The sequence below is a fragment of the Streptomyces sp. NPDC088157 genome (genome assembly GCF_044741545.1).
GTDB lineage: Bacteria > Actinomycetota > Actinomycetes > Streptomycetales > Streptomycetaceae > Streptomyces.
Map to the genome: position 1 here is coordinate 192,217 of NZ_JBIUSU010000001.1, position 22,234 is coordinate 214,450.

Consider the following 22,234-nt stretch of genomic DNA (forward strand, 5'->3'; position numbering starts at 1 on the left):
CTCCCATGGCCGGCCCGGCTGTCGAGCCCAGTGCCGGATGGCGCCTACGGCCCGGCTGCCTACGGCCCGGCTGCCTACGGCCCGGCCGGCTGTTGAGCCGGTCGCTCACTGACCGGTGGGCGGATGCTTGCGTTTGCGCCGAACGAGGGGATTCGTACGGTCGTGCGGTGTGCCGTCCCGTCTCGCCGGACTCCTTCGTGCAGGCTCACGTGTTCATGCGACTGTGCCCGCCTGTCTCCCTCTGCCTCGCCGTGGCCGCCGCCCTCCTTCCCGCGCCGGCCCACGCGGAAGCCGGTCCGGGATGCGCCGGCCCCGACGGCGCCGACTTCCCCCTCACCACCCGCCTGCACGGGGGCCCGGCTTCCTACCGGGCCGGGGGCGGATACGGCACCTGGTATCTCGACCTCACCAACACCACCCGCCGTACCTGCGACGGGATCCACCCGGTCGTCGTCCTGGTCGACGCCGGACGCACCCTGAAGCCGTCCCAGGCGCACCTGGAGTTCTACGCCGACGGACGACCGCACCCGGTCCGCTTCGAACCCACCGACGAAGACGAACTGGTCGGAGCGTTCACCGACGGCCCCACCGAGGGACCGGCCACCGAGGGACCGGCCACCGGACAGGTCACCGGACAGGCCACCGGACAGGCCGACGGCACCGACCGCTTCCCCGGCTTCACCGTGGGCCCCGGCCGGACCCTCACCGTCAAGCTGCGCCTCGCCCTCACCTCGGACACGGCGCCCAACGCCGTCACCGCCAACGCGGCGGTCGTCCAGCGGCACGGTGACGACGGCGACTGGATCGGTCAGTCGAACGACTACCGCTTCGCCGTCGAGGCCGCCCCGGACCCCGGCACCGCCGATTCCGGCACCGCCGATTCCGGCACCGGCCTCGACCCGGCCGCGCCCACGCCCGGTCCCACCCTCTCCGCCACCCCCGCCCCCGATGCCTCCGCCGCGGACACCGGCCGCCTCTCCCTGGCCGACGAGGCCGAGGAACTCGCCCGCACCGGCCTCACCTCGCCCGCCATCCTGGTCACCGGCACCGCCTGCCTCCTCGCCGCCGGAGCGCTCCTGCTGCTGGCCCGCAGGCTGGCCCGTCGACGCCGGTGAGCCGTGGTCGCGTCCCAGCCGGTGGACGCCTCGGAACCGGCCATTCCCTCAAGATCCGGCCTGTGCTTAGGCTGGGGCGCACGCAGCGACCGCGTGCAGGCGCAGCACCACATACAGGCGCGGCCACCGCGTACCCGCGCACGGCAGGGAGACCCCGCACATGGCAGACCGCAAGCCCATCGAGTCGTGGCTCACCGACATGGACGGTGTGCTCATCCACGAGGGCGTGCCGATCCCCGGCGCCGACGCCTTCCTGAAGAAACTGCGCGATTCGGGCAAGCCGTTCCTGGTCCTCACCAACAACTCGATCTACACCCCGCGCGACCTGCACGCCCGCCTGCGGCGGATGGGTCTGGAGGTGCCGGTCGAGAACATCTGGACCTCCGCGCTGGCCACGGCCCAGTTCCTGGACGACCAGCGGCCCGAGGGCACGGCGTACGTCATCGGCGAGGCCGGGCTGACCACCGCGCTGCACGACATCGGCTACATCCTCACCGACCACGAACCCGACTACGTCGTCCTCGGGGAGACCCGGACCTACTCGTTCGAGGCGATGACCAAGGCCGTCCGGCTGATCAACGACGGCGCCCGGTTCATCTGCACCAACCCGGACGAGACCGGCCCCTCCGCCGAGGGCGCGCTGCCGGCCACCGGGGCCGTCGCCGCGCTGATCACCAAGGCGACCGGCAAGAACCCGTACTTCGCGGGCAAGCCGAACCCGTTGATGATGCGCACCGGCCTGAACGCCATCGGCGCCCACTCCGAGAGCAGCGCGATGATCGGTGACCGCATGGACACCGACGTCCTCGCCGGCATGGAGGCCGGCATGCGGACGTTCCTGGTGCTGACCGGTCTGACCCGGCCCGAGCAGGTCGAGAGCTTCCCGTACCGCCCGTCGAGGATCGTGGACTCGATCGCCGATCTCGTCGACCGGATCTGAAACCCGTAACACGGCGTAAGCCACTCGTACGGAGCAGTGATACCCCGCCTGAGGATGCGCTCCGGGTCCCGGCGGGGGAGTCTCCAAACAGCTGGAGGTTCACGATGAGTTCACTGAAAATCACTCTCTGTGCGGGCGTCGCCGTGGTCGCCGCGGTGCTGATCCCGACGGCGTACGCCTCGGACGAAGGCAGTGGTGACAAGGGCGGCAGCGTCTCGGTCACACCGTCGACGCCCGCACCCGGCGACGAGGTCACACTGAAGGTCAGCGGCTGCGGCGGCAGAACGGCCACCGCGGCCTCGAACGCCTTCGTCGCGGACGCACGGCTCGTGGGCGGGGGCGGCGCGGGCGGCACGCTCGTCGGCGACACCCGGGTCCGCTCCTCGATCGGGACGGGCACCTACGACGTGCGGATCACCTGCGCCGACTTCGAGGTGAAGGGCCGGATCAAGATCGTCGCGTCGTCGGCCGAGTCGTCACCGCGCGCACCGCAGTCGTCGGAGCCGTACGGGCCGTCCACGCCCGCCTCTCCCGTCGCCCCCGTCCACGCGGGCGGCGGCGGCACCGCCCCGCTCGCCGCCGCGGACGAGGCCAAGGCGGACGGCCACGGCCCCGGCACGGTGCAGGCGGTCGTCGGGCTGGTGCTCGCCGGAGTCGCCGCGGCCGCCGTCGTGTTCCGCGGTGTACACCGGAGACGCAGGGCGGAATGAACGATGTCCGACCGCGAACGCTCTTCCGGCCGCCTTCTGACCGGCCTGGCCTGGGCGGTGCTGCTGCTCGGGCTGTGGCTGTGGGGGCGCCAGGTGACCGACGTACGGCACGGAATATCCGCCCCGGCCACAGGTGACATGGCCGCGGTGGGACGCCCGCCGGACGCCGAACTCCCGCCTGCCGCCAGGCCGTTGGGGCAGGCGTTGCCGCAACGCATCGATATCCCCGACCTGGGCGTACAGGCCCCGGTCGTCGCCCGCGGGCTGGACGCCGAGGGGGGTGTCGACCCGCCGCCCTTCGACCAGGCGGGCGTCGTCGGCTGGTACGCCGCCGGCGCGAAGCCCGGCGCCCGGGGCACCGCCCTGCTGGTCGGGCACGTCGACACCGCGACCAGGCCCGCAGTCTTCTACAAGCTCAGCACGCTCAAGGCGGGCGAGACGGTGCGGGTGGTCCGCGACGACGGGAAGGTCGCCGAGTTCACCGTCGACGACGTCGAGGTGATCCGGCGCGACCGCTTCGACGCCCGGCAGGCCTACGGTCCCCGTCAGTCGGACCGCGCCGAACTGCGCCTGATCACCTGCGGCGGCACCTTCGACCGGGTGAGCGGCAGCTACACGGCCAACGTGATCGTGTCGGCGTACCTGACGGGCACGAGCGCCTGATCCGGTGTCACCCGGCCCGGTCGGCGGCCCGCTCCCCCGAAACCGCCGACTGGGCCGGTCCTCGACCGCGCGCGCCCGGGCTGCGGGAGTAACCCGGCGACCGGCGCGGGAGGCTGTGAGGTTCACCTACCCAGCGGACGGGGGCGACGACCGCTTTCCGGCGTTCCCGTGGGCGGTGCGGGTCCCGTGTCGGCCTGCGGGCCGATGACGAAGCCGACGTCCGGATCGCGGAAGGGACCCGGCGTCCGCTCCGGCACACGAACGAAGGCCCCACGCTTTCGCGAAGGGCCTTCGGTGTCTGTGCGCCGCCAGGGACTCGAACCCCGGACCCGCTGATTAAGAGTCAGCTGCTCTAACCAACTGAGCTAGCGGCGCCTGCTGACGTCATAACTCTACAGGACCCCCGGGGGTGCCCCGGACCAGCCGCCCGGGGTCGCGGGGCCGCAGGGCCGGGCGGGCGCCGGACGGGTGCCGGGTACATCGTTCGGACCGTCAGCATGCGCGTCGGGGGGACAGTTGAGAAACTGGCGAACGTGCACAGTCGCGGACATTTCCAGCTGGAGTGTGAGGGGAATCGCATGGGCTCTCCGGTATTCGAGGAATTCGATCCCGAGAGCGACTGCGACTGCCCCGGATGCGTATCGCGGCGGCGGGCTGGGTCGAATTCCCCGCCCGCCCCGTTCGGCGGTCGCACGGCCGCCCACCGCGTCATGGTCGTCGCCACGGCGGCGGCCGCGGCGCTCGGAGCCGCGCCCGCGGCGCCCGCCCTGGCCGCCCCGCAGGCCCCCGATCGGCCCGGCGTACCCGCAGGTGACGAGCCCGCGACCCCCCAGGGCGGCAAGGCGCCGCTGCACGGTCCCGCGGGGCAGCCGGCCCGGCCTGGAGGACTGGCGGGACCGGTCAGAACGCCCCCGACGACCCGGGTGGAGATCATCCGACGGGCCAGGGAATGGGTTTCGGCAGAGGTGCCGTACAGCATGGGCGCCTATTGGTACGACGGTTACCGGCAGGACTGCTCGGGCTTCGTGTCCATGGCCTGGAACCTGTCCGGGAACGAGTGGACGGGCAGTCTCCACCAGTACGGGACGCGCATTACCAAGGAGGAGCTCCAGCCCGGCGACATTCTGCTGTTCCACAATCCGTCCGACCCCGAGAAAGGCTCGCACGTCGTTATCTTCGGCGGCTGGACGGACTACACGCACAGCTACTACATCGTCTACGAGCAGACCCGCCCGACCACGCGCCGGCAGGCCACTCCTTACGCCTACTGGAGCCATTCCGACGACTACGTCCCCTACCGCTACAAGGGCCTCACGAAGGCCGCGCCCGCTTCCGGGGGGCAGGCGGGCGCCGGTACCGCCGACGGCGGCGGGGACAGGCCCGGCGCCGGGAGCGCCTCGACGACGCCGTTCCCGGGGCGGGCGGCTTTCGGACCCGGCGCGAACAACAGGTACGTCACCCAGCTGGGGCGGCTCCTCGTCGAGCGCGGCGGCGCCCGCTTCTACGGCTCGGGCCCGGGGCCGAGGTGGTCGGCGTCCGACGGGTGGGCCACCATGGCCTTCCAGCAGGCCCAGGGCTGGCGCGGCGCCGACGCCGACGGCATCCCCGGCCCGAGGACCTGGGCCCTCCTGACCGCCGGCAAGGGCAGGGACATCGACCCCGGCTGGTCCCCGGCTGCGGGCACCCCCTCCGGAGCGGGCGCCGGCCCCGGGACCGGTTCAGGTCCCGGCAGCGGTTCCGGCACCGGCACCGGCACGGGCATCCCCTCCGGCACCGGCACTGGTCCCGGCGGCGGCGGCTCCGGTTCCGGGACCGGTTCCGCAACCGGTCCCGGCGGAATTCCAGTGAACGGGGCGGGGGCCGGCGCCGGAACCGGGGCGGCCGGCCCGCCTGCCTCGCCGTCGCGGCCGCGCGTGCCCGCGTACCCCGGGCGCGGCATGTTCCGGCCCGGTGCGCAGAACGCGTACGTCACCCGGCTGGGGAGGCAACTGGTCAGGAAGGGCTTCGGCAAGTACTACACGACGGGACCCGGACCGCGTTGGGGCGAGGCGGACCGGCGAGGAGTCGAGGCCTTCCAGCGCGCCCAGGGATGGCGCGGCGGCGCGGCGGACGGCTACCCGGGACCGGAGACCTGGCGGCGCCTCTTCTCGTAGACGGGACCCGCTCGCTCCCCTGATCCCACTCAGTTCACCGTCATGGCGTAGCTGGCGCGGAGGCTGGAGGCACGCATGAACACGACCACGTCACAGACACCCGAGTCCGAGGGACCGTCCAGGTCCCCCCGGCTCATCCAGAACGAGCAGACCACCGAGATCCCGGTCCATCTGCTGTTCCGCGACGAGCCCGAGCCACGGCCCGTGCCGCTCGGGTCGGCCGTGGTGGGCAGCCGGGCAGGCACCGGGGAGCAGCCGCGGCTGCGCCGGCCCACACCGGACAAGCCCCGCCCGGTCGCGCAGGTCGACCCGGACCTGGTGGAGCGGCCGGCCCGGGTGCTGCCGGGCGCGGCGGGCGTGTTCGCCGGGCTCTGCGGGGCGGCCGGCTGCGTGGCCGCCTCGTGGTGGGCCGGGGTGCTGCCACCGTACGCGGCGCAGGCGCTGCGGCTGCCGCAGCTCTCGGGCGCCGGGCTGGGTCCCGCGCAGTGGGCGGCGTACGCGGGGGCCGGCGCGCTGGGTCTGTTCGGCTTCGGCGGTCTGGCCCGGGGCCGGACCGGGCGGGCCTGGGTGCTGGGCCTGTTCGGCCGCTACCGGGGGACCGTGCGGCGCACCGGCCTGCTGTGGGTGAACCCGCTGCTGCTGCGCCGCCGGGTGGACGTCCGGCTGCGGCACTGGCGCAGCGAGCCGATGCCCGCCGCCGACGGCAGCGGGGTCGCGCTGCGGGTGGTGGCGCTCGTGGTGTGGCGGGTGCGGGACACCGCCCGGGCCACGCTCGGCGTGGAGGACCACGAGACGTATCTGCGTGAGTGCGTGGAGGCCGCCCTGGCCCGGATCCCGGTGGAGACGCCGGGCGCGGGACGCGGTTCGGTGGAGGCGGCGGGGGAGGTGCTGACCCGGCGGGTCGCCCAGGACGCGGGCGCGGTCGGCCTGGAGGTGTTCGCGGTGCGGCCGCTGCGGATCGAGTACGCCCCCGAGGTCGCCGCCGCGATGCACCGCCGCCGGATCGCCGCGCTCGACGCCCAGCACCGGGCGAGCGTGCTCACCTCCGTGGTGGACTCGGTGGAGGACACGGTGACCCGGCTGACCATGCGGGGGCTCGTGGAACTCGACGACTACGAGCGCAAGGCGCTGGTGAAGGACCTGACCGTCGCCTTCTGCGCGGGCCGCGGGGAACAGGGGCCGTGATTGGTCTGGACATGCAAAAGAAACGGCAATAATCTCGAACTTGGTCTAGACCTGCACGGCTCAGCTCACTGAACTCCCCACGTTCTCCAGGAGCGGCAGCATGCGCAAAAAGACCAAGTGGTACGCCGCCGCGCTCGGGCTCACCACGGCGGGAGCCTTTGTGCTCACCGCCGGGGGCGCGAGCGGCCACGGCTACACCGACCTTCCCGTCAGCCGGCAGAAGCTCTGCCAGAACGGCACCGTCACCAACTGCGGCGACATCCAGTGGGAGCCGCAGAGCGTCGAGGGCCCCAAGGGCTTCCCGGCGTCCGGGGCGGCCGACGGCCGGATCTGTTCCGCGAACAACACCCGTTTCGCCCAGCTCGACAGCCCGAAGACCCCGTCGGGCGGGGCCTGGCCGACCACCAAGGTGAACGGCGGTCAGAACTACACCTTCCGCTGGCAGTTCACCGCCATGCACGCCACGACCGACTTCAAGTACTACGTCACCAGGCAGGGCTGGAACCAGAACCACAACCTGGCCCGCTCCGACCTCAACCTCACCCCGTTCCTGACCGTGCCCTACGGCGGTCAGCGGCCCCCGTCCACCCTCTCGCACAGCGGCACGCTGCCGTCCGGGCTCAGCGGACGTCACGTGATCGTCGCGGTGTGGACGGTCGCCGACACGACCAACGCCTTCTACGCCTGCTCCGACGTCACGTTCTGAGCATCGCTTGAGCTCCCCCGGGTTCGCGCGCGGGTACGTTCCCTGCACGCCGACCCGACCAGGTCGGCGCCAGGACACCGGGGGAGCCCATGGAAGCCTTCTTCTACATCGTGCCGTCGGCCATGATCGCCGCACTGCTGTGCGGCGTGTTCGGGCTGGTCCGCCGCTCCCGGCGGTTCGCCCGGGCCTGGAGCGGCGGCCTCACCGCGGAGGCGCGCTGTCTGCGGACGTACACGACGGCCAGCGGCGGCGGCGACACCATGGTCAGCACGACCCTGCACCACGTCTACGAGTTCACCACCCGAGAGGGCCGGGTCGTCCGCTTCGAGGAGGCGAACGGCCCGGGGACGACCCTCGAGGGTGACATCGTCACCGTCCACTACGCGGCCGGCCACCCCGAGGAGGCCACGGCCAAGGCACCTGCCCGCGGCAGGCTCCTCGCCGAGTCGGGGTGCCTGCTGCTCTTCCTCGGCGTGGCCATCGCCTTCTGCGTCTTCTTCATGGTCACCGCCCACTGGATGTTCGCCGAGGCCGACGACGTCATGCCGTAGCCCTCCACATCTGACGGTACGTCAACTACCGTGCCTCGCCATGGAGTCCGTCGCCGAACTCGTAGCGGCCCGGTGGGGCGACCACCGTCCCGGGCTGTGGTGCCAGAACACTGCGACCGCCGAACACACCGCGAACACCCAACACGCCGCGACCGCCGAAGACATCGTGAAGCCCGAGCGCCGCGAGGACACCGTCCTCACCCATCACGAGGTCGCCGCCGGCGCCGCCGCGCGTGCGGCACTGCTGGCCGACCTGCTTCCGCCGGACGGCCCGCCGCATGTCGGAGTGCTGCTGGACAACACTTTGGAGTTCCCGCTCTGGCTGTCGGCGGCCGCCCTCGCCGGCGCGGCCGTCGCCGGGATCAACCCCACCCGGCGGGGCCCCGAACTGGCCCGGGACATCCTGCACACCGAGTGCCGGCTGCTGATCACCGAGCGCACCCATCTCCCGCTCCTCAGGGGGCTCGACCTGCCCGGGGTCCGTCTGCTGATCACCGGCACCCCGGAGTACGACGAGCTGCTCGCCCCGTATGCGAACGCCCGCCCCGACCCCTCCCGGGCCACCCCCGCCGACCGGCTCCTCCTCTACTTCACCTCCGGCTCGACCGGCGCCCCCAAGGCCGCGATCTGCACCCAGGGCCGGCTGGCCGCCGCCGGGCGTTCCCTGGCCGGGCAGTTCTCCGTCCGCCGGGACGACGTGCACTACGTCTGCATGCCGATGTTCCACGGCAACGCGGTGATCGCCGACTGGGCGCCCGCGCTGGTGGCCGGGGCCGGGGTCGCCCTGCGGAGGCGGTTCTCGGCCTCCGGGTTCCTGACGGACGTACGGCGCTACCGGGCCACCTACTTCACCTACGTGGGCCGCGCGATCCAGTACGTCCTGGCCACCGAGCCGCGCCCCGACGACCGGGACCATGCGCTGCGGCTCGGCTTCGGCACCGAGGCGGGGGCGGTGGACGCGGCGGCCTTCGAGCGGCGGTTCGGGGTCCGGCTGGTGGAGGGGTACGGCTCCTCGGAGGGCGGGGCGGCCGTGCAGTGGTCCCCGGGGACCCCCGCGGGGGCGGTCGGTCGGGCGGGGCCCGGTCTCGTCGTCCTCGACCCGCGGACGCGCGCCGAGTGCCCGCCGGCCGATCTCGACCCGGCCGGACGGCTGTTGAACGGCGAGGAGGCGATCGGGGAGCTGGTCAACCGGGGCCCGAACCCCTTCGAGGGCTACTGGCGCAACCCCGGGGCGGAAGCGGAGCGGCGCCGGGAGGACGGCGCGTACTGGACCGGCGACCTCTTCTACCGCGACCGCGACGGCTTCCTCTACTTCGCGGGCCGCACCGACGACCGGCTCCGCGTCGACGGCGAGAACCTGGCCGCCGCGATGATCGAGAACATCCTCGCCCGGTACGAGGGGGCGGCCGCGGTGGCCGTCTACGCGGTGCCGGATCCGGTGACCGGGGACCAGGTGATGGCGGCGCTGGCCGGGTCCTTCGACCCGCTCGGGTTCGCCGGGTTCCTCCTCGCCCAGCCCGACCTGGGGACGAAGATGGCGCCCCGCTTCGTCCGGGTGCTGGAGCGGATGCCCGTCACCGCCACGAACAAGATCCACCGGGCGCGGCTGCGGCGGGAGGGGGTCCGGTGCGCCGACCCGGTGTGGTGGCGGCCGGCGGGTGAGGCGACGTACCGGAGGCTGACCGCGGCAGACATCGAAGGCATCGGGAGTGGGGGGAACGCCGAAGGGCCCCTCATGTCCAGGAGGGGCCCTTCCTGAGGGCTGTGGGTGGCGCGGAGCCCCCGCCGTGCGCGGTTTCGCCGCACGGAAAACGACGGTGGCGGTTCATGTCCGCGCTTTCCGCGAACATGAACCGCCACCGTTGAGGTGCGCCGCCAGGGACTCGAACCCCGGACCCGCTGATTAAGAGTCAGCTGCTCTAACCAACTGAGCTAGCGGCGCATGACTCCCGCCCTCCGCCTTCGGCGGCTGACGACGGAGAAAATACTACCTGGTCCGCGGGGGTGCTCCGGACCATCCCGGATCACCCGCCGAGCCGCCCGGCGGACGCGCTCAGATCGCGAGCGACAGCAGTACCGGTGCCGCGTTCCTGTTCAGGGTCTCGGCGGCCTGGCGGAGCCGGTGGGCGTGCTCGACGGGCAGGGAGAGTGCCAGACAGCCCGCCGTGGAGCCGGCGGTGATCGGGACGGCCGCGCAGACCGTGCCGATCGCGTACTCCTGGAGGTCGAGCATCGGGACCGTGGGCGGCTGTGCCTCCAGGCGGGAGAGCAGCAGCTTGTCGCTGGTGATGGTGCGTGAGGTGAGCCGGGCCATCTTGTGCCGGGAGAGGTGGTCGCGCCGGCCGTTGTGGTCGAGCTGGCCGAGCAGGCTCTTGCCGAGCGCGGTGGCGTGGGCGGAGGAGCGGAAGTCGACCCATTCGTTGACGGACGGCGTGGCGGGGCCGTCGGCGTACTGGGTGATGGTGACCTCGCCGTCGACGTACCGGCTGATGTAGACGGCCGCGCCGACGGAGTCGCGGAGCCGGTCGAGAGTGTGCTGGAGCTGGTCGCGCAGGGCCTGCTCGCGCAGGTGCGCGGACGCGAGGCGGGTCAGGGCGTCTCCCGTGACGTACGCCCCGTCGGCGACCTGCTCGACGTAGCCCTCGCGGCGCAGCATGCGCAGGAGGGTGGTCAGCCGCTCCGCGGTGAGGCCGGTCTGGCGGGCGAGTTCGGCGTCGGTGACACCGGTGGAGTGCCGCGCCACCGTCTCCAGAACGCGCAGTGCTTCCTGGGCCGAGTGGTACGGCGCGGTCGGCTCGTGCTTCAGCGCCACGGTTTCCCCCCTGGTCGCTTCTCTGGCCGTGATCCGGGCAGCGAATCAGTTCCACGATAACGGCCAAGGGGGCCGAAGGGAGGGGTTGTTGGCGAGAATGTGTTTCACCTTCGGCCCCCTCAACTGCGGCAGTGACCCGCTGGCATATGCCAAAGTCATGCCCCAGCGCCAAGACCTGGGAACCTGAGCGGAGTTCACTTCTTGAAGTCCGGCTGGGACCGGGTTCGAAGCCGGGAAAGTGCTCAGAGGACCGCGCTCAGGAACTCCCGGGTGCGTTCCTGCTCCGGCGAACCGAAGATCTGCTCCGGCGGGCCCGCCTCGATGACCCGGCCCGCGTCGAACATCAGGACCTGGTCGGAGATGTCCCGGGCGAAGTTCATCTCGTGCGTCACACAGAGCATCGTGATGTCGGTGGAGTGGGCGATGTCCCTGAGGACGTCGAGGACGCCCGCGACCAACTCGGGGTCCAGCGCCGAGGTGACCTCGTCCAGGAGCAGGATCTGCGGCCGCATCGCCAGCGCCCGGGCGATCGCGACGCGCTGCTGCTGGCCGCCCGACAGCCGGGACGGCTTCGCGTCGCACTTGTCGGCCAGGCCCACCAGGTCCAGCAGCTCGCGCGCCCGCGCCTCCGCCTCGTCCTTGGACAGGCCGAGCACGGTCACCGGGGCCTCGGTGAGGTTTCTGAGCACGCTCATGTTCGGGAACAGGTTGAACTGCTGGAACACCATCCCGATCTTCTTGCGGACCTCGCGGACCTGCTTCTCGGGCGCGGGGAACAGCCGCTGCCCGTCGACGGTGATCGTGCCCTCGTCGGGCTTGGTCAGCGTCATCAGCAGCCGCAGGATCGTGGTCTTGCCGGAACCCGAGGGGCCGATGAGGGTGACGTGCTTGCCGGGCTCCACGGAGAAGTCCAGATGGTCGAGGACGGTGTTGTCCCCGAAGCGCTTGGTGACCTGTTCCAGCCGTATCAGCTCGGTGGTCCTGGGGGTGTCGGAGGGCTGCTCGAGAGTGTCAACGGACAAGGCGTCGCTCCAGGGTGCGCAGAAGGAGGGAGGCGAGATAGGAGATGACGATGAAGGCCACCCCGATCACGGTGAGGGGCTCGGTGAACTGGAAGTGCTCCTGGGAGAAGAGCCGGGCCCGGCCGAGCATCTCCAGCACGGTGATCGCCATCAGCATCGGCGTGTCCTTGAGCATCGAGATGACGTAGTTGCCGAGCGCGGGCACCACCCGGCGGACCGCCTGCGGCAGGATCACCGCACGCCAGGTCCGGGCCCTCGGCAGGTTCAGCGCGGTCGCCGCCTCCCACTGGCCGGCGGGCACCGCCTCGATACCGGCCCGGTAGACCTGCATCGTGTACGTCGAGTAGTGCAGACCGATCGCGACGACCCCGGTGGCCATCGCCGACAGGGTCAGCCCCCACTCGGGCAGCACGTAGAAGAGGAAGAACAGCTGCACCAGCAGCGGGGTGTCCCGGACGAACTCGGTCACGATCCCGACCGGCCACTGCACCCACCGCGTGGGGGTCCGCATCAGCAGCGCCCACACCAGGCCCAGCGTGAACGAGATCAGCGAGCCCAGGACCAGCGCCTGCAGGGTGACGAGCAGACCGTCCCAGAACAACGGCATGAAGTCGCGGACGGCATCCCAGTCCCAGTTCATCGCACACCCGCCTTCAGATGGTTCTCGAGCCCTCGCATCACCCGGGTGAGCAGGAACGCGATCACGAAGTAGATGAGCAGCACGTACGTGTAGATCTCCGCGCTCTCCTGGAGCGCGAGACGGACCAGGTTGCCGCTGAAGGCCAGGTCGCCCATGCCCATGACGGACACCAGGGCCGTGCCCTTGAGCAGCTCGACGAGGAGGTTGGAGAACGGCGGGATCATCTCCGGCACCGCCTGCGGCAGCAGGATCTTGCGCATCCGCTGCCCGGGCGTGAAGCCGAGCGCGATCCCGCCCTCCCGCTGCGCCGGGTCGACGGCCTGGAGCCCGCCGCGCACGATCTCCGCGCCGTACGCGCCGTACGTCAGCCCGAGCGCGAGCGTGCCCGCCCACATCGGCACCAGCTGCCAGCCGAAGGCGGGCGGCAGCACGAAGAACACCCAGAAGATCATCACGAGCGCCGAGGTCCCGCGGAACACCTCGGTGTAGACGCCCGCGAGGAAGCGGACGATCCACAGCCGGTGGGTACGCGCGATCCCGACGAGAAAGGAGACGGCGGCGCCCAGCAGGGCGCTGAACACCAGCAGTTGAACGGTCGCCCAGATCCCCCCGAGGACGAGTTCCCAGAGTCCTGAGGTCATGGGCCGCACAGCTCCTTCGCGGTCAGGTCGGTCATCTCGGCCTCGGTGAACCCGAAGGGCCGAAGGATCCGGAACAGCTCCCCGCTCTTCTTCAGCTTCCGCAGCTCGGTGTTGAAGGCGTCCCGCAGCTTCGTCTCGGTCGGCCGGAACGCGAACGCTCCCCCGTCGACGTGCGGCTTGCCGCCGACGAGCGGCGCGAAGGGCTTGGTCGCCTCGGCCTTGGCGGACTTCTTCACGACCTCGCGGGCGGTGAGCGCCGTACCGGCGAAGACGTCGACCCGCCCCGCCTCGACGGCGTTCAGCCCGGCGACCTGGTCGGGCACGACGAGGATGTCGTCCTGCTCGTACCCCGCCTCGACGGCGTACTGGATCTCGGCGTACCCGGTCCCGGTGGCGAACCTCGCGCCCTTCTCCACCACGTCCCGGTAGGTGTGCAACCCCTTCGGGTTCCCCTTGCGGACGATGAAGGCATCCAGCATCTGATAATCCGGGTCGGCGAATATCACCTGCTCGCAGCGGTCGGGATTGACGTACATCCCGGCGGCCACGACATCGAACTGCTGGGAACCCAGCCCGGGGATGAGCGACCCGAACTCGGTGGGCACGGGCTGCACCTTGTCGACCCCGAGGCGCTTGAATATCGCCTTCGCCAGCTCGGGTGCCTCGCCCGTCAGCCGGCCGTCCCTGTCGATGTAGCCGAAGGGGATCTCACCGGCTATCCCGAGCCGTACGACACCCTGGGCGCGGAGTCTCTCCAGCAGGTCGCCGCCGGCCGCGGTCGACGCCGTCGCCACCCGTGAGCAGCCCGCGGCGCCCAGCGTGCCGAGCGCCGCCACCCCCGCGAGCAGCGATCGGCGTGTGGTTCCGGTGGTGTGTGTGCGATGACTGAATCTGGTCGGTGGAGCCATGGCGGCGCGGCTACCCAGGACCATTCGACGTATGCGCCGTGGATCGCATGCTGCACACCGTCACCTCAAGACCTCCGCGACGGTGGCGACCGGAAGCCGCCGATCGGGGACGTCAGTGTCCGGGCACGTATCCGCGCTGCTTGTCGACCACGTTCTTCAGCGGCCGACCCGCCGTCCAGCGCTCGAACAGCTCCACGAACTGCGCGCCGAGTTCGTCCCGCCAGCCGACCGTGTCGCCGCTCATGTGGGGCGAGATCAGCAGGCCCGGGACGTGCCACAAGGGGCTGTCGGCGGCGAGCGGTTCGGTGGTGAGGACGTCCAGGGCGGCCCCCGCGATCCACCGGCGTTCCAGGGCCCGCACCAGGGCGTCCTCGACGACCAGCGGCCCGCGGCCGACGTTCACGAAGCGGGCGGAGGGCTGCATCACCCCGAACCGCGGGGTGTCGAACATGCCGCGCGTCTGCTCGGTGAGCGGGGCGGCGGCGATCACCCAGTCGGCGCGGGCGAGAAGCCGGTCCAGGTCCTGGGGGCCGTGGATGCCGGTGCGCGGGACGCGGCCGACGACGGCCGCGGTGATGCCGAGCGCCTTCAGCGTCCGGGCGATCGCACGTCCGATCGGCCCCGACCCGACGACGACGGCCCGGGTCCCGGCGACCCGCCCGCTCTCCCGGTGCCGCCACTCGCCCCGCCGTTGAAGCTCCCAGCTGCGCGGCAGGTCCTTGGCCATCGCCAGGACCAGCGCGGCGACGTACTCGGCGATCGGCTCGTCGAAGATCCCGCGCGCGTTCGTCACCACCGTGTCCGAGGCGGCGAGCTCGGGGCACAGCAGGTGGTCCACGCCCGCGCTCGCCGTGTGCACCCAGCCCGGCCGCGGACCCTCGCCGGGCCAGGCGGAGCGCACGGCCCGCGAGGCGAAGTCCCACACCAGCAGGACGTCCGCCTCCGGCAGCCGCGCGGCGAGGGACGCCTCGTCGGTGTGCAGCACCCGGGCCCGCCCGGTGAGGCGCCCGAGACGGGGGAGGGGATCGGCGTCGAGCACGAGAAGGGTGGGCAGAGCTGCGGGGACGACGGCCATCCGGTGCCCCCTACGTCCGTGACCAAGCGCCTGACGTGCGCGGATTGACCACGTTCGCACCCGAATCCACCGCCGTCAACACGACCGTCGGTGCGGCTCGTTGGGCGTCCCGCCCGCCGGTGGGGGCGGCGCCCCGCCGGGGCACCCACCTTTCTCGGCCAACCAGGTGACCATGTGGGCGGCGTCGCGCCGACCGGGTAGGCGAGCGATGGGACCGTGACAACCGCTGCTGTGGGGGCATCTCCCGCGCCCTTCGGACAGCGGAGGACCTTCGGCGCGGTGTGGCCCCCGGGCTGCCGGACACCCGGGTACTTCGGGAACTCCCCGTACCGCAGGAACCCCCGGTCCTGCCGGAAGAAGAGCAGTAGCAGGAAGGCTGGACATGACCGCACTCGGTTTTCTCTACCCGGGCCACTCGGCCGAGGACGACTACCCCCGTATCGAGCAGCTCCTGGGCAGTGACATCCGGCTGGACCTGGTCCACACGGACATCGGCGAGGACGCGCACCGGGTCGACGCGCTGCGGCAGATGGGCGAGCCCGAGCGGCTGATGAAGGGCGTCGAGCAGTTGCGGCTGGCCGGCGCCGAGGCGATCGTCTGGGCCTGCACCAGCGGCAGCTTCGTGCACGGCTGGGAGGGCGCCCAGGAGCAGGTGCGCGCCCTGGCCACGACCGCCGGGATGGCGGCCTCCTCCACCTCCTTCGCCTTCGTGCACGCGGCCCAGGAGATCGGCGCCGGGCGGGTCGCCGTCGGCGCGACGTACCCGGACGACGTCGCCGGGCTCTTCGCCGGGTTCCTGAGGGCGGGCGGTGTGGAGGTGACCGGCGTCCACAGCGTCGGGACCCTCACGGCGGCGGAGGTCGGCACCTGGGGCGAGGCGGAGGTGTTCGCCCTCGCACGGGCGGCGGACGCGCCCGACGCGGAGGCGGTCCTGCTTCCCGCCACCGCCCTGCACACGGCCGCGTACATTCCCGCCCTGGAGGCGGAACTCGGCAAGCCGGTCCTCACCGCCAACCAGGTGACGGTGTGGGAGGCCCTGCGCCTCACGGACCGCCGGGTGAACGCCCCGGGCCTCGGCGCGCTGTTCACCCGAGCACCGATCGTGCAGGCCTGATCAGCCGCCCGGCCACCGGCCCGCCCTGGAGGGGGCGGCGGCCGGGAATAAACGGGGACACCCTCCTGTTACCGGTCGGAGGAAGCACACGGCCGACAACAGGAGGACCCCCGTGGCGGCAGACGAGACGGCGAGTGATGTGACGGCGGCGGCGGACGGGATCCGGGGCGCGGCACAGGGCAGCGCCCCGGCGCCCCTCTCCGTGCTGGACCTGGTCACCGTCGGCTCCGGCCACACCGCCACCGAAGCCCTGCGCACCAGCGTCGGCCTCGCGCGGTTCGCCGAGTCGCGCGGCTTCCACCGCTACTGGGTCGCCGAGCACCACTCGATGCCGGGCGTCGCCTCCTCCTCGCCCGCGGTGATCCTCGCCCACCTCGCCGCCCACACCGACCGCATCCGGCTCGGCTCGGGCGGCGTGATGCTGCCCAACCACGCGCCCCTCGTCATCGCGGAGCAGTTCGGCACCCTGGAGGCGCTGGCCCCCCGTCGCATCGACCTCGGCCTCGGCCGCGCCCCGGGGACGGACGGCGCCACCGCCGCCGCCCTCCGCCGCACCGCCACCCTGCACGAGGGCGCCGACGACTTCCCCGAACAGCTCGCCGAGCTCACCCGCTTCCTGGACGACGACTTTCCCGACGGACATCGCTACCGCCGGATCCACGCGATCCCCGGACCCGTCCAGGGCACGTCCCCCGGTGGAGTGCAGTCGCCGCACCGGCCGCCCATCTGGCTGCTCGGCTCCTCCGGCTTCAGCGCCCGGCTGGCCGGCGTGCTCGGTCTGCCCTTCGCCTTCGCGCACCACTTCTCGGCGCAGAACACGGTCCCGGCCCTCGACCTGTACCGGGAGTCCTTCCGGCCGTCCGAAGCGCTCGCCGAGCCGTACGCGCTGATCGGCGTCTCCGTGCTCGCCGTCGACGACGAGCACGAGGCCCGCCGGCAGACCCTGGCCATGGGCCTCAACATGGTCCGACTGCGCGGCGGCCGCCCCGGTCTGTTCCCCTCCCCCGAGGAGGCGGAGGCACACCGATTCAGCGCGCTGGAAAGGGAGTTCGTCGACTCCTGGAGCGCGAACATCATCCACGGCACGGCCGACGAGGTCCGCACCGGCCTCGACGACCTCCACAAGCGCACCGGCGCCGACGAGTTGATGCTCACCAGCCACGCCCACCGCGGTGAGCTGCGCCTGCGCTCCTACGAACTGATCGCGGACGCCTACGGGTTGCCGACGGCGTAGGTCTCGGTCCCCAGCAGCTCGGAGATACGATCCGGCGACACCGGACGGGAGTACAGCCACCCCTGCCCGGTGTCGCAGCCGATGCTGCGCAGCCGGGTCGCCTGCGCGGAGGTCTCCACGCATTCGGCGGTGACGGTCAGCCCCAGCCGGTGGGCGAGGTCGATCATCGCCTCGACGACGACCTGGTCGGCCGGGTTCGGCGGGGCGCCCGCGCCCTCGTACTGGAAGCCGCGCACGAAGGACCCGTCGAGCTTGAGCACCGACACCGGCAGCCGGCTCAGATAGGCGAGGTTGGAGTAACCGGTGCCGAAGTCGTCGATGGCGATGCCCACGCCCATCTCGCTGAGCGCCTGGAGCGCCTGGAGCGGCCGTCCCGCCGAGCCCATCACCGCCGACTCGGTGAGCTCCAGCTGGAGGAGGCGGGGTGCGAGCCCGGTCTCGGCGAGGATCTCCGCCACGTCCGCCACGAGGTCGGAGTCCCACACCTGACGCACCGCCACGTTGACGCTGACGAACAGCGGCGGATCGTCCGGATTGTCCAGCTGCCACTGGCGTGCCTGGCGGCAGGCGGTGGCCAGAACCCATCGGCCGAGCGGCACGATCGAGCCGTCCTCCTCGGCCAGCGCGACGAACCGATTCGGCGACAGCGGCCCGAACCGGGGGTGGTCCCAGCGGACCAGCGCCTCCACGCCGCGCAGCCGGCCGTCCGACATGCCGACCAGCGGCTGGTAGTCGAGGCGGAACTCGCCGCGTTCGATGGCGGGCCGAAGCGTGGAGGCCAGGGCCTGCCGGGTCATCAGATGGGCGTTGCGCTCGGGGTCGAACAGCGTCCAGCGGTCCTTGCCGTCCACCTTCGCCCAGTACAGGGTCGTGTCGGCGGCCTGCATCAGACCGGTCGCCGTGGTGCCGGCCGCGTGCCGCTCCACGACCCCGATGGACGCGGAGACGTTCAGCCGGTGTCCGGCCAGGTCGAAGGGGACCTGGAGCGCCTTGAGGACGGACTCGGCGAGGTCGGCGAGCTGCTCGGTGCCGGTGGAGTCCTCGACCAGCAGGGCGAACTCGTCGCCGCCCAGCCGAGCCACCAGCGGCACACTCGGCCGGGTCCGCCCGGCCTCCTCGGCGCACTCCGTCAGCCGTTCGGCGACGGCGGCCAGCAGCAGGTCGCCGACCCGGTGACCGAGGGTGTCGTTGACCGCCTTGAAACCGTCCAGATCCAGGTAGCACAGGCCGATCCGGCCGCTCCCGCTCTGCTCGTACGCCTCCGCCTCCAGCGCGGCGGAGACCCGCTCGAAGAACAGGGTCCGGTTGGGCAGCCGGGTCACCGGATCGTGCATCTGGAGGTGCCGCAGCCTCGCCTGCAGGTCACGGTGAGCGCTGACATCGGCGACCGACAGCAGTACGCCGGGCGTGCCCTCGTCGAGCGGGGAGACCGTGACCTGCGCCCACAGCGAGTGCCCGTCGGGCTGCTTCAGGCGCCGGGTGCAGCGCAGCTTCGCCTGCCGGCCGCGCAGCACCTCGCGGTAGGCGTGCCAGGTGCGGGCGTCGGAGCTCAGGTCCAGCAGATCGGCGGCGACCCGGCCGACCAGGCCCGTGCTCCCGCCGCCGAGCAGCGCGTCGAGCGCGTCGTTGGCGTCGACGATCCGGCCCTCGCCGTCGACCACGGCCATGGCGAGTGGCGCTGCCGCGAAGACGGAACGGTAGGCCGGTGGCCGGTGGACCTGGGCCCCGCCTTCCGTACTATCGATGTCACTCTCTGTGACGGCTGACCGGTCGAGGTCTGCCGCGGGCGTCGACCCTTCGGACGTTCCGCTCACCGCTCGCTCCCGCAGTGCACTCGATCGCTGTCCGTGCAGGAAAGTCTGCCGATCATAGATGCTGCCCCCGGACCCGCGCAGCCACTGCCCAGTGTCCCCGAACAACCCGCCTTTCTGACAGATCGTTTCTGCCCGCACCTGGCCCGGTTCTGCGGGTGGACGACCGCTTGTGACGTTCCGTGAGAATTCCGGGGGTGTCGAGGTGATGCCCGCTTTCCGGCGCCTCACTCGTCTGGGGCAGACAAACAGGGCGTAGTACGACAAATTCACACAGGCTGGGTGGCGGTGTCCCGTGAACCGCCTTCCGGAGGTCCCTGTGCCGCGACTGCCGCGACGTCTGCGACTGCTCCCGCGCCCCCGACTGCGCAGTACCGCGGCCGTGTTCACCACCCTTTCGGCACTGGCCGCGAACTCCCTCGTCAGCGGACCCTCGGTCGCCGAACCCTTCTCCGCCGCCCCGTGCGCCCTGACCCGCACCGTGGCCCACCACTCGGAGGGCGTGGACACCTGGAACACCGCCTATCCCCGTCCGACCAGCTCCCTCGACGCGGTGATGGTCTTCCTGTCCTTCCCGGACCGGTCCCCGACGACCTCCCCCGACGAACTGGCCGCCGACCACTTCCCGGCCACCGACCGCTTCTTCCGGCAGGCGTCCTATGGCAGGTTCACCCTGAACCCGCGCCCGCTGAAGCACTGGATCCGGATGCCGAAGCCGTCCACCGCCTACGCCATACAGCGTGACTGGAACGCCGAGAGCCGGGCCGCCTACCTGCACGACGCGCTGGCAGCCGCCGACCCCCACGTCGACTTCTCGCGCTACGACGTCGTCTATTTCGTGGCCGACCCGGACGCGCCGGGCGTCGACTCGGACGCCACGAAGGTCGTCAACCTGGACACCCCGCTGCATGCCGACGGCGTCGACATCCGCCGGGTCGTCACGGTCTTCGAGCAGCACCCCCCGGACCGGCTCGTCCTCGCCCACGAGACCGGGCACGTCTTCGACCTGCCCGACCTCTACCATCGCCCCGTCGACGGCAAGGGCGACTGGGACACCTACGTCGGCGACTGGGACCTGATGGGCAGCCAGTTCGGCCTCGCCCCGGATCTGTTCGCCTGGCACAAGTGGAAGCTGGGCTGGCTGGAACCGCGCCAGGTGGTGTGCGTACGGGGCCCCGGGCCGAGCCGGCTGACCCTGGAACCGCTGAGCGCCGCGCCGGACGTGCCGGCCACCCGTGCCGCCGGGGCGCCGGCCTTCGGGCTCGGCAACGGCGTCAAGCTCGCGGTGGTGCGCACCGGCCCGGCCAGTGCGCTCGCCTTCGAGGCGCGCGGCCCGGCGGGCAACGACCGGGCGGCCTGCCGCAGCGGCGTCCTCGTCTACCGCGTCAGCAGCGGCGCCCGGTCCGGGCGTGGCCCGGTCGAGGTGATCGACGCCCACCCGCGCACCGAGGCCTGCTGGGAGAACTCCGTCTACCCGCCCCTCGCGGACGCCCCGGTGCCCCTCGGCGAGAGCTTCACGGTGCCGGGCAACGGCGTACGGGTGGACGTGGAGGGACGCACGGCGTCGGGGGAGTGGACCGTGCAGATCACGCCGGGGACGAAGCTGTGAACCAGGTCGCGTCCCGGGCACGCGAAAGGCCCCCCGCTTTCGCGAGGGGCCTCTGCCGTCTGTGCGCCGCCAGGGACTCGAACCCCGGACCCGCTGATTAAGAGTCAGCTGCTCTAACCAACTGAGCTAGCGGCGCCTGCTGACGTCGTAGACCTTAGCATCCTGATCCTGGGGAGGAGAAATCGAAATCCGCACCGCCGAACGGGCCGCCCGGACGGCCGCCCACAGCAGGATTTCCGGGCCGGGAAGCCAAGGGTGACGGGTGTCGGGGGCGACCATCCAGCGCGTCGACGCGCCGTCCCGGGAGGGGGTGAGCGCGGGCACGGTCACCGCGTCGCCCGTGCCGTGACACAGCAGCGGCGGCACCGTCGCGGCACGGCCGTCGGAGCGGCCTTCGGCACTCCACTCCTCCCACTCCAGCAGCGAGGGCAGCCGCTGAGCCGTGCCCGGCGCCGCGAACAGCAGCGTCCGCCCGCGGAACGCGGCCACCGGCCCCGAGCCCGGCCCCTCGCCCCACAGCCGGTCGAGCATCAGCCGCCCGAACAGCGCCGGCGCGCTGACGATGTCGAACACCGAGCCGCAGGGCAGCACCACCGGGGCGTCCGGCCGCTCCTGCCAGAGCGCGAGCGTGCTGCGCGGGTACGTTCCGGCGGAGGCCAGCCAAGCGGCGCCGTCCGGGGTGACACCGATGGGTTCGTCGTCGCATGCGCTGCTCATACCGCCAGGTCTACCGGGCGTGAGCAGTCGATTTCACAGGGTTGCGAGAAACCCGGACAGGAGGGGCGCGGAGGGAGTATCTTGCCCGCCCGGCATATGCCAAATGACCGGGCGGGACGTGCCGCGGCCTACCCGCGGCCGGCTTGCCAGGGGCTCAGACGGGGTCGGCGTGCCCCCGCCCCTCGGTGTCGCCCCGCAGCAGATCACGGCCGAACTCGACCATCTTCTTCGCGTAGTCCTCGGTCCACTCGGCCCGCTCGCCGATGTCCGCCGGGGTCAGCCGGTCGAAGCGGCGCGGATCGGCGAGCTGCGCCGCCGCCATGGCCTGGAACTCCACCGCCCGGTCGGCCGCCGCCCGGAACGCGAGCGTCAGCTCCGTCGCCCGCGCGAGCAGCGCGGCCGGATCGTCTATCGACTCCAGGTCGAAGAAGTGCTCCGGATCGCCGGCCGCCTCGGCGGGCTCGAAGAGCAGGGGCGCGGGGCGTAGCCGCGGTTCGTTCCGACGCGGCGTGGGCTCCGCCATGTCTTCTCCTCCTCGTACGGTTCGGATGGCTCCACCGGGTGGACCCGGTGGAGTGGACCACCCTCCATTGTCCCCCGGTCGCGCAAGAGGCCCTCGGCCCCGCAG

General features: G+C 72.1%; 21 protein-coding genes and 3 tRNA genes. 12 read left to right on the top strand and 12 right to left on the bottom strand.

The features are described from left to right. Window positions 1-215: 215 nt before the first annotated feature. From ACIPFH_RS00825 to ACIPFH_RS00840, 4 genes are all read left to right on the top strand, one after another. Window positions 216-1,115 (top strand): hypothetical protein, encoded by a 900-nt coding sequence (locus ACIPFH_RS00825; RefSeq protein WP_401823682.1) that lies wholly within the window; start codon window positions 216-218, stop codon window positions 1,113-1,115. Between the two features lie 160 nt (window positions 1,116-1,275). Continuing rightward, window positions 1,276-2,055: an HAD-IIA family hydrolase gene (locus tag ACIPFH_RS00830; RefSeq protein WP_401821750.1), complete on the top strand. Its 780-nt coding sequence runs from the start codon at window positions 1,276-1,278 to the stop codon at window positions 2,053-2,055. Between the two features lie 104 nt (window positions 2,056-2,159). Then, the gene (locus ACIPFH_RS00835; RefSeq protein ID WP_401821753.1) at window positions 2,160-2,765 is read left to right on the top strand and encodes a hypothetical protein; all 606 of its coding nucleotides are present in this window, start codon (window positions 2,160-2,162) and stop codon (window positions 2,763-2,765) included. A 3-nt stretch (window positions 2,766-2,768) separates the two neighbouring features. Then, the gene (locus ACIPFH_RS00840) at window positions 2,769-3,428 is read left to right on the top strand and encodes a class F sortase (RefSeq protein WP_401821756.1); all 660 of its coding nucleotides are present in this window, start codon (window positions 2,769-2,771) and stop codon (window positions 3,426-3,428) included. Window positions 3,429-3,729: 301 nt separating this feature from the next. Here the strand turns inward: ACIPFH_RS00840 and ACIPFH_RS00845 are convergent. Then, a tRNA-Lys gene (locus tag ACIPFH_RS00845) sits at window positions 3,730-3,803 on the bottom strand. A gap of 203 nt (window positions 3,804-4,006) precedes the next feature. On the opposite strand from ACIPFH_RS00845, the gene ACIPFH_RS00850 reads away from it, so the two are divergent. From ACIPFH_RS00850 to ACIPFH_RS00870, 5 genes are all read left to right on the top strand, one after another. Then, on the top strand, window positions 4,007-5,581 hold the full coding sequence (locus tag ACIPFH_RS00850) for a peptidoglycan-binding protein (protein WP_401821758.1): 1,575 nt from the start codon (window positions 4,007-4,009) through the stop codon (window positions 5,579-5,581). Between the two features lie 75 nt (window positions 5,582-5,656). Beyond that, the gene (locus tag ACIPFH_RS00855) at window positions 5,657-6,766 is read left to right on the top strand and encodes an SPFH domain-containing protein (RefSeq protein WP_401821760.1); all 1,110 of its coding nucleotides are present in this window, start codon (window positions 5,657-5,659) and stop codon (window positions 6,764-6,766) included. Window positions 6,767-6,866: 100 nt separating this feature from the next. After that, complete coding sequence (locus tag ACIPFH_RS00860; RefSeq protein WP_401821763.1) at window positions 6,867-7,472, top strand: lytic polysaccharide monooxygenase; 606 nt, start codon at window positions 6,867-6,869, stop codon at window positions 7,470-7,472. A gap of 89 nt (window positions 7,473-7,561) precedes the next feature. Next, the gene (locus tag ACIPFH_RS00865) at window positions 7,562-8,023 is read left to right on the top strand and encodes a DUF3592 domain-containing protein (RefSeq protein ID WP_401821765.1); all 462 of its coding nucleotides are present in this window, start codon (window positions 7,562-7,564) and stop codon (window positions 8,021-8,023) included. A gap of 40 nt (window positions 8,024-8,063) precedes the next feature. After that, window positions 8,064-9,782: an AMP-binding protein gene (locus tag ACIPFH_RS00870; protein WP_401821768.1), complete on the top strand. Its 1,719-nt coding sequence runs from the start codon at window positions 8,064-8,066 to the stop codon at window positions 9,780-9,782. Between the two features lie 109 nt (window positions 9,783-9,891). Here ACIPFH_RS00870 and ACIPFH_RS00875 read toward each other — a convergent pair. The 7 genes from ACIPFH_RS00875 to ACIPFH_RS00905 form a co-directional block, all read right to left on the bottom strand. After that, window positions 9,892-9,965 (bottom strand) — tRNA-Lys (locus ACIPFH_RS00875). A 111-nt stretch (window positions 9,966-10,076) separates the two neighbouring features. Continuing rightward, on the bottom strand, window positions 10,077-10,835 hold the full coding sequence (locus ACIPFH_RS00880; protein WP_401821771.1) for an IclR family transcriptional regulator: 759 nt from the start codon (window positions 10,833-10,835) through the stop codon (window positions 10,077-10,079). Between the two features lie 242 nt (window positions 10,836-11,077). After that, window positions 11,078-11,857, bottom strand: a complete 780-nt coding sequence (ehuA, locus tag ACIPFH_RS00885) for an ectoine/hydroxyectoine ABC transporter ATP-binding protein EhuA (protein WP_356263084.1) — start codon at window positions 11,855-11,857, stop codon at window positions 11,078-11,080. After that, window positions 11,847-12,497: an ectoine/hydroxyectoine ABC transporter permease subunit EhuD gene (ehuD, locus tag ACIPFH_RS00890; RefSeq protein ID WP_356263087.1), complete on the bottom strand. Its 651-nt coding sequence runs from the start codon at window positions 12,495-12,497 to the stop codon at window positions 11,847-11,849. The genes ehuA and ehuD overlap by 11 nt, the downstream gene beginning before the upstream one ends. Beyond that, window positions 12,494-13,138, bottom strand: coding sequence for an ectoine/hydroxyectoine ABC transporter permease subunit EhuC (gene ehuC, locus ACIPFH_RS00895; RefSeq protein ID WP_356263089.1), 645 nt, complete (start codon window positions 13,136-13,138; stop codon window positions 12,494-12,496). Before ehuC ends, ehuD begins: the two co-directional genes overlap by 4 nt. Continuing rightward, window positions 13,135-14,046 (bottom strand): ectoine/hydroxyectoine ABC transporter substrate-binding protein EhuB, encoded by a 912-nt coding sequence (gene ehuB / locus ACIPFH_RS00900; protein ID WP_401821776.1) that lies wholly within the window; start codon window positions 14,044-14,046, stop codon window positions 13,135-13,137. The genes ehuC and ehuB overlap by 4 nt, the downstream gene beginning before the upstream one ends. Before the next feature lie 112 nt (window positions 14,047-14,158). Then, window positions 14,159-15,121 carry a D-2-hydroxyacid dehydrogenase gene (locus ACIPFH_RS00905; protein ID WP_401821779.1) on the bottom strand — a complete coding sequence of 321 codons (963 nt, stop codon included), beginning with the start codon at window positions 15,119-15,121 and terminating at the stop codon, window positions 14,159-14,161. Between the two features lie 382 nt (window positions 15,122-15,503). On the opposite strand from ACIPFH_RS00905, the gene ACIPFH_RS00910 reads away from it, so the two are divergent. Both ACIPFH_RS00910 and ACIPFH_RS00915 read left to right on the top strand, forming a co-directional pair. Next, complete coding sequence (locus tag ACIPFH_RS00910) at window positions 15,504-16,235, top strand: aspartate/glutamate racemase family protein (RefSeq protein WP_401821782.1); 732 nt, start codon at window positions 15,504-15,506, stop codon at window positions 16,233-16,235. Between the two features lie 112 nt (window positions 16,236-16,347). Beyond that, entirely contained in the window at window positions 16,348-17,469 is a 1,122-nt protein-coding gene (locus tag ACIPFH_RS00915; RefSeq protein WP_401821785.1) for an LLM class flavin-dependent oxidoreductase, read from the top strand. On the opposite strand, the gene ACIPFH_RS00920 is transcribed toward ACIPFH_RS00915, so the two are convergent. Continuing rightward, entirely contained in the window at window positions 17,448-19,283 is a 1,836-nt protein-coding gene (locus ACIPFH_RS00920) for a putative bifunctional diguanylate cyclase/phosphodiesterase (protein ID WP_401821788.1), read from the bottom strand. The genes ACIPFH_RS00915 and ACIPFH_RS00920 overlap by 22 nt on opposite strands. Window positions 19,284-19,620: 337 nt before the next feature. Between ACIPFH_RS00920 and ACIPFH_RS00925 the strand changes: the two genes are divergently transcribed. Then, complete coding sequence (locus tag ACIPFH_RS00925; RefSeq protein WP_401823684.1) at window positions 19,621-20,889, top strand: M6 family metalloprotease domain-containing protein; 1,269 nt, start codon at window positions 19,621-19,623, stop codon at window positions 20,887-20,889. A gap of 62 nt (window positions 20,890-20,951) precedes the next feature. Here ACIPFH_RS00925 and ACIPFH_RS00930 read toward each other — a convergent pair. The 3 genes from ACIPFH_RS00930 to ACIPFH_RS00940 all read right to left on the bottom strand — a co-directional run bounded on the left by ACIPFH_RS00930 (window position 20,952) and on the right by ACIPFH_RS00940 (window position 22,129). After that, window positions 20,952-21,025, bottom strand: a tRNA-Lys gene (locus ACIPFH_RS00930). Next, complete coding sequence (locus ACIPFH_RS00935) at window positions 21,016-21,606, bottom strand: bifunctional DNA primase/polymerase (RefSeq protein ID WP_401821790.1); 591 nt, start codon at window positions 21,604-21,606, stop codon at window positions 21,016-21,018. Before ACIPFH_RS00935 ends, ACIPFH_RS00930 begins: the two co-directional genes overlap by 10 nt. Before the next feature lie 154 nt (window positions 21,607-21,760). After that, on the bottom strand, window positions 21,761-22,129 hold the full coding sequence (locus tag ACIPFH_RS00940; RefSeq protein ID WP_020132289.1) for a hypothetical protein: 369 nt from the start codon (window positions 22,127-22,129) through the stop codon (window positions 21,761-21,763). Window positions 22,130-22,234: the final 105 nt, after the last annotated feature.

What these genes read in the sequence shown, in the direction of transcription:
- ACIPFH_RS00860 (WP_401821763.1), top strand. Translation starts at nt 6,867, where the DNA reads ATGCGCAAAAAGACCAAGTGGTACGCCGCCGCGCTCGGGCTCACCACG.
- ACIPFH_RS00910 (WP_401821782.1), top strand. Translation starts at nt 15,504, where the DNA reads ATGACCGCACTCGGTTTTCTCTACCCGGGCCACTCGGCCGAGGACGAC.
- ehuD (WP_356263087.1), bottom strand. Translation starts at nt 12,497, where the DNA reads ATGAACTGGGACTGGGATGCCGTCCGCGACTTCATGCCGTTGTTCTGG.
- ACIPFH_RS00870 (WP_401821768.1), top strand. Translation starts at nt 8,064, where the DNA reads ATGGAGTCCGTCGCCGAACTCGTAGCGGCCCGGTGGGGCGACCACCGT.
- ACIPFH_RS00830 (WP_401821750.1), top strand. Translation starts at nt 1,276, where the DNA reads ATGGCAGACCGCAAGCCCATCGAGTCGTGGCTCACCGACATGGACGGT.
- ACIPFH_RS00840 (WP_401821756.1), top strand. Translation starts at nt 2,769, where the DNA reads ATGTCCGACCGCGAACGCTCTTCCGGCCGCCTTCTGACCGGCCTGGCC.
- ACIPFH_RS00855 (WP_401821760.1), top strand. Translation starts at nt 5,657, where the DNA reads ATGAACACGACCACGTCACAGACACCCGAGTCCGAGGGACCGTCCAGG.
- ehuB (WP_401821776.1), bottom strand. Translation starts at nt 14,046, where the DNA reads ATGGCTCCACCGACCAGATTCAGTCATCGCACACACACCACCGGAACC.
- ACIPFH_RS00835 (WP_401821753.1), top strand. Translation starts at nt 2,160, where the DNA reads ATGAGTTCACTGAAAATCACTCTCTGTGCGGGCGTCGCCGTGGTCGCC.
- ACIPFH_RS00940 (WP_020132289.1), bottom strand. Translation starts at nt 22,129, where the DNA reads ATGGCGGAGCCCACGCCGCGTCGGAACGAACCGCGGCTACGCCCCGCG.
- ACIPFH_RS00865 (WP_401821765.1), top strand. Translation starts at nt 7,562, where the DNA reads ATGGAAGCCTTCTTCTACATCGTGCCGTCGGCCATGATCGCCGCACTG.
- ACIPFH_RS00850 (WP_401821758.1), top strand. Translation starts at nt 4,007, where the DNA reads ATGGGCTCTCCGGTATTCGAGGAATTCGATCCCGAGAGCGACTGCGAC.
- ehuC (WP_356263089.1), bottom strand. Translation starts at nt 13,138, where the DNA reads ATGACCTCAGGACTCTGGGAACTCGTCCTCGGGGGGATCTGGGCGACC.
- ACIPFH_RS00905 (WP_401821779.1), bottom strand. Translation starts at nt 15,121, where the DNA reads ATGGCCGTCGTCCCCGCAGCTCTGCCCACCCTTCTCGTGCTCGACGCC.
- ACIPFH_RS00935 (WP_401821790.1), bottom strand. Translation starts at nt 21,606, where the DNA reads ATGAGCAGCGCATGCGACGACGAACCCATCGGTGTCACCCCGGACGGC.
- ACIPFH_RS00825 (WP_401823682.1), top strand. Translation starts at nt 216, where the DNA reads ATGCGACTGTGCCCGCCTGTCTCCCTCTGCCTCGCCGTGGCCGCCGCC.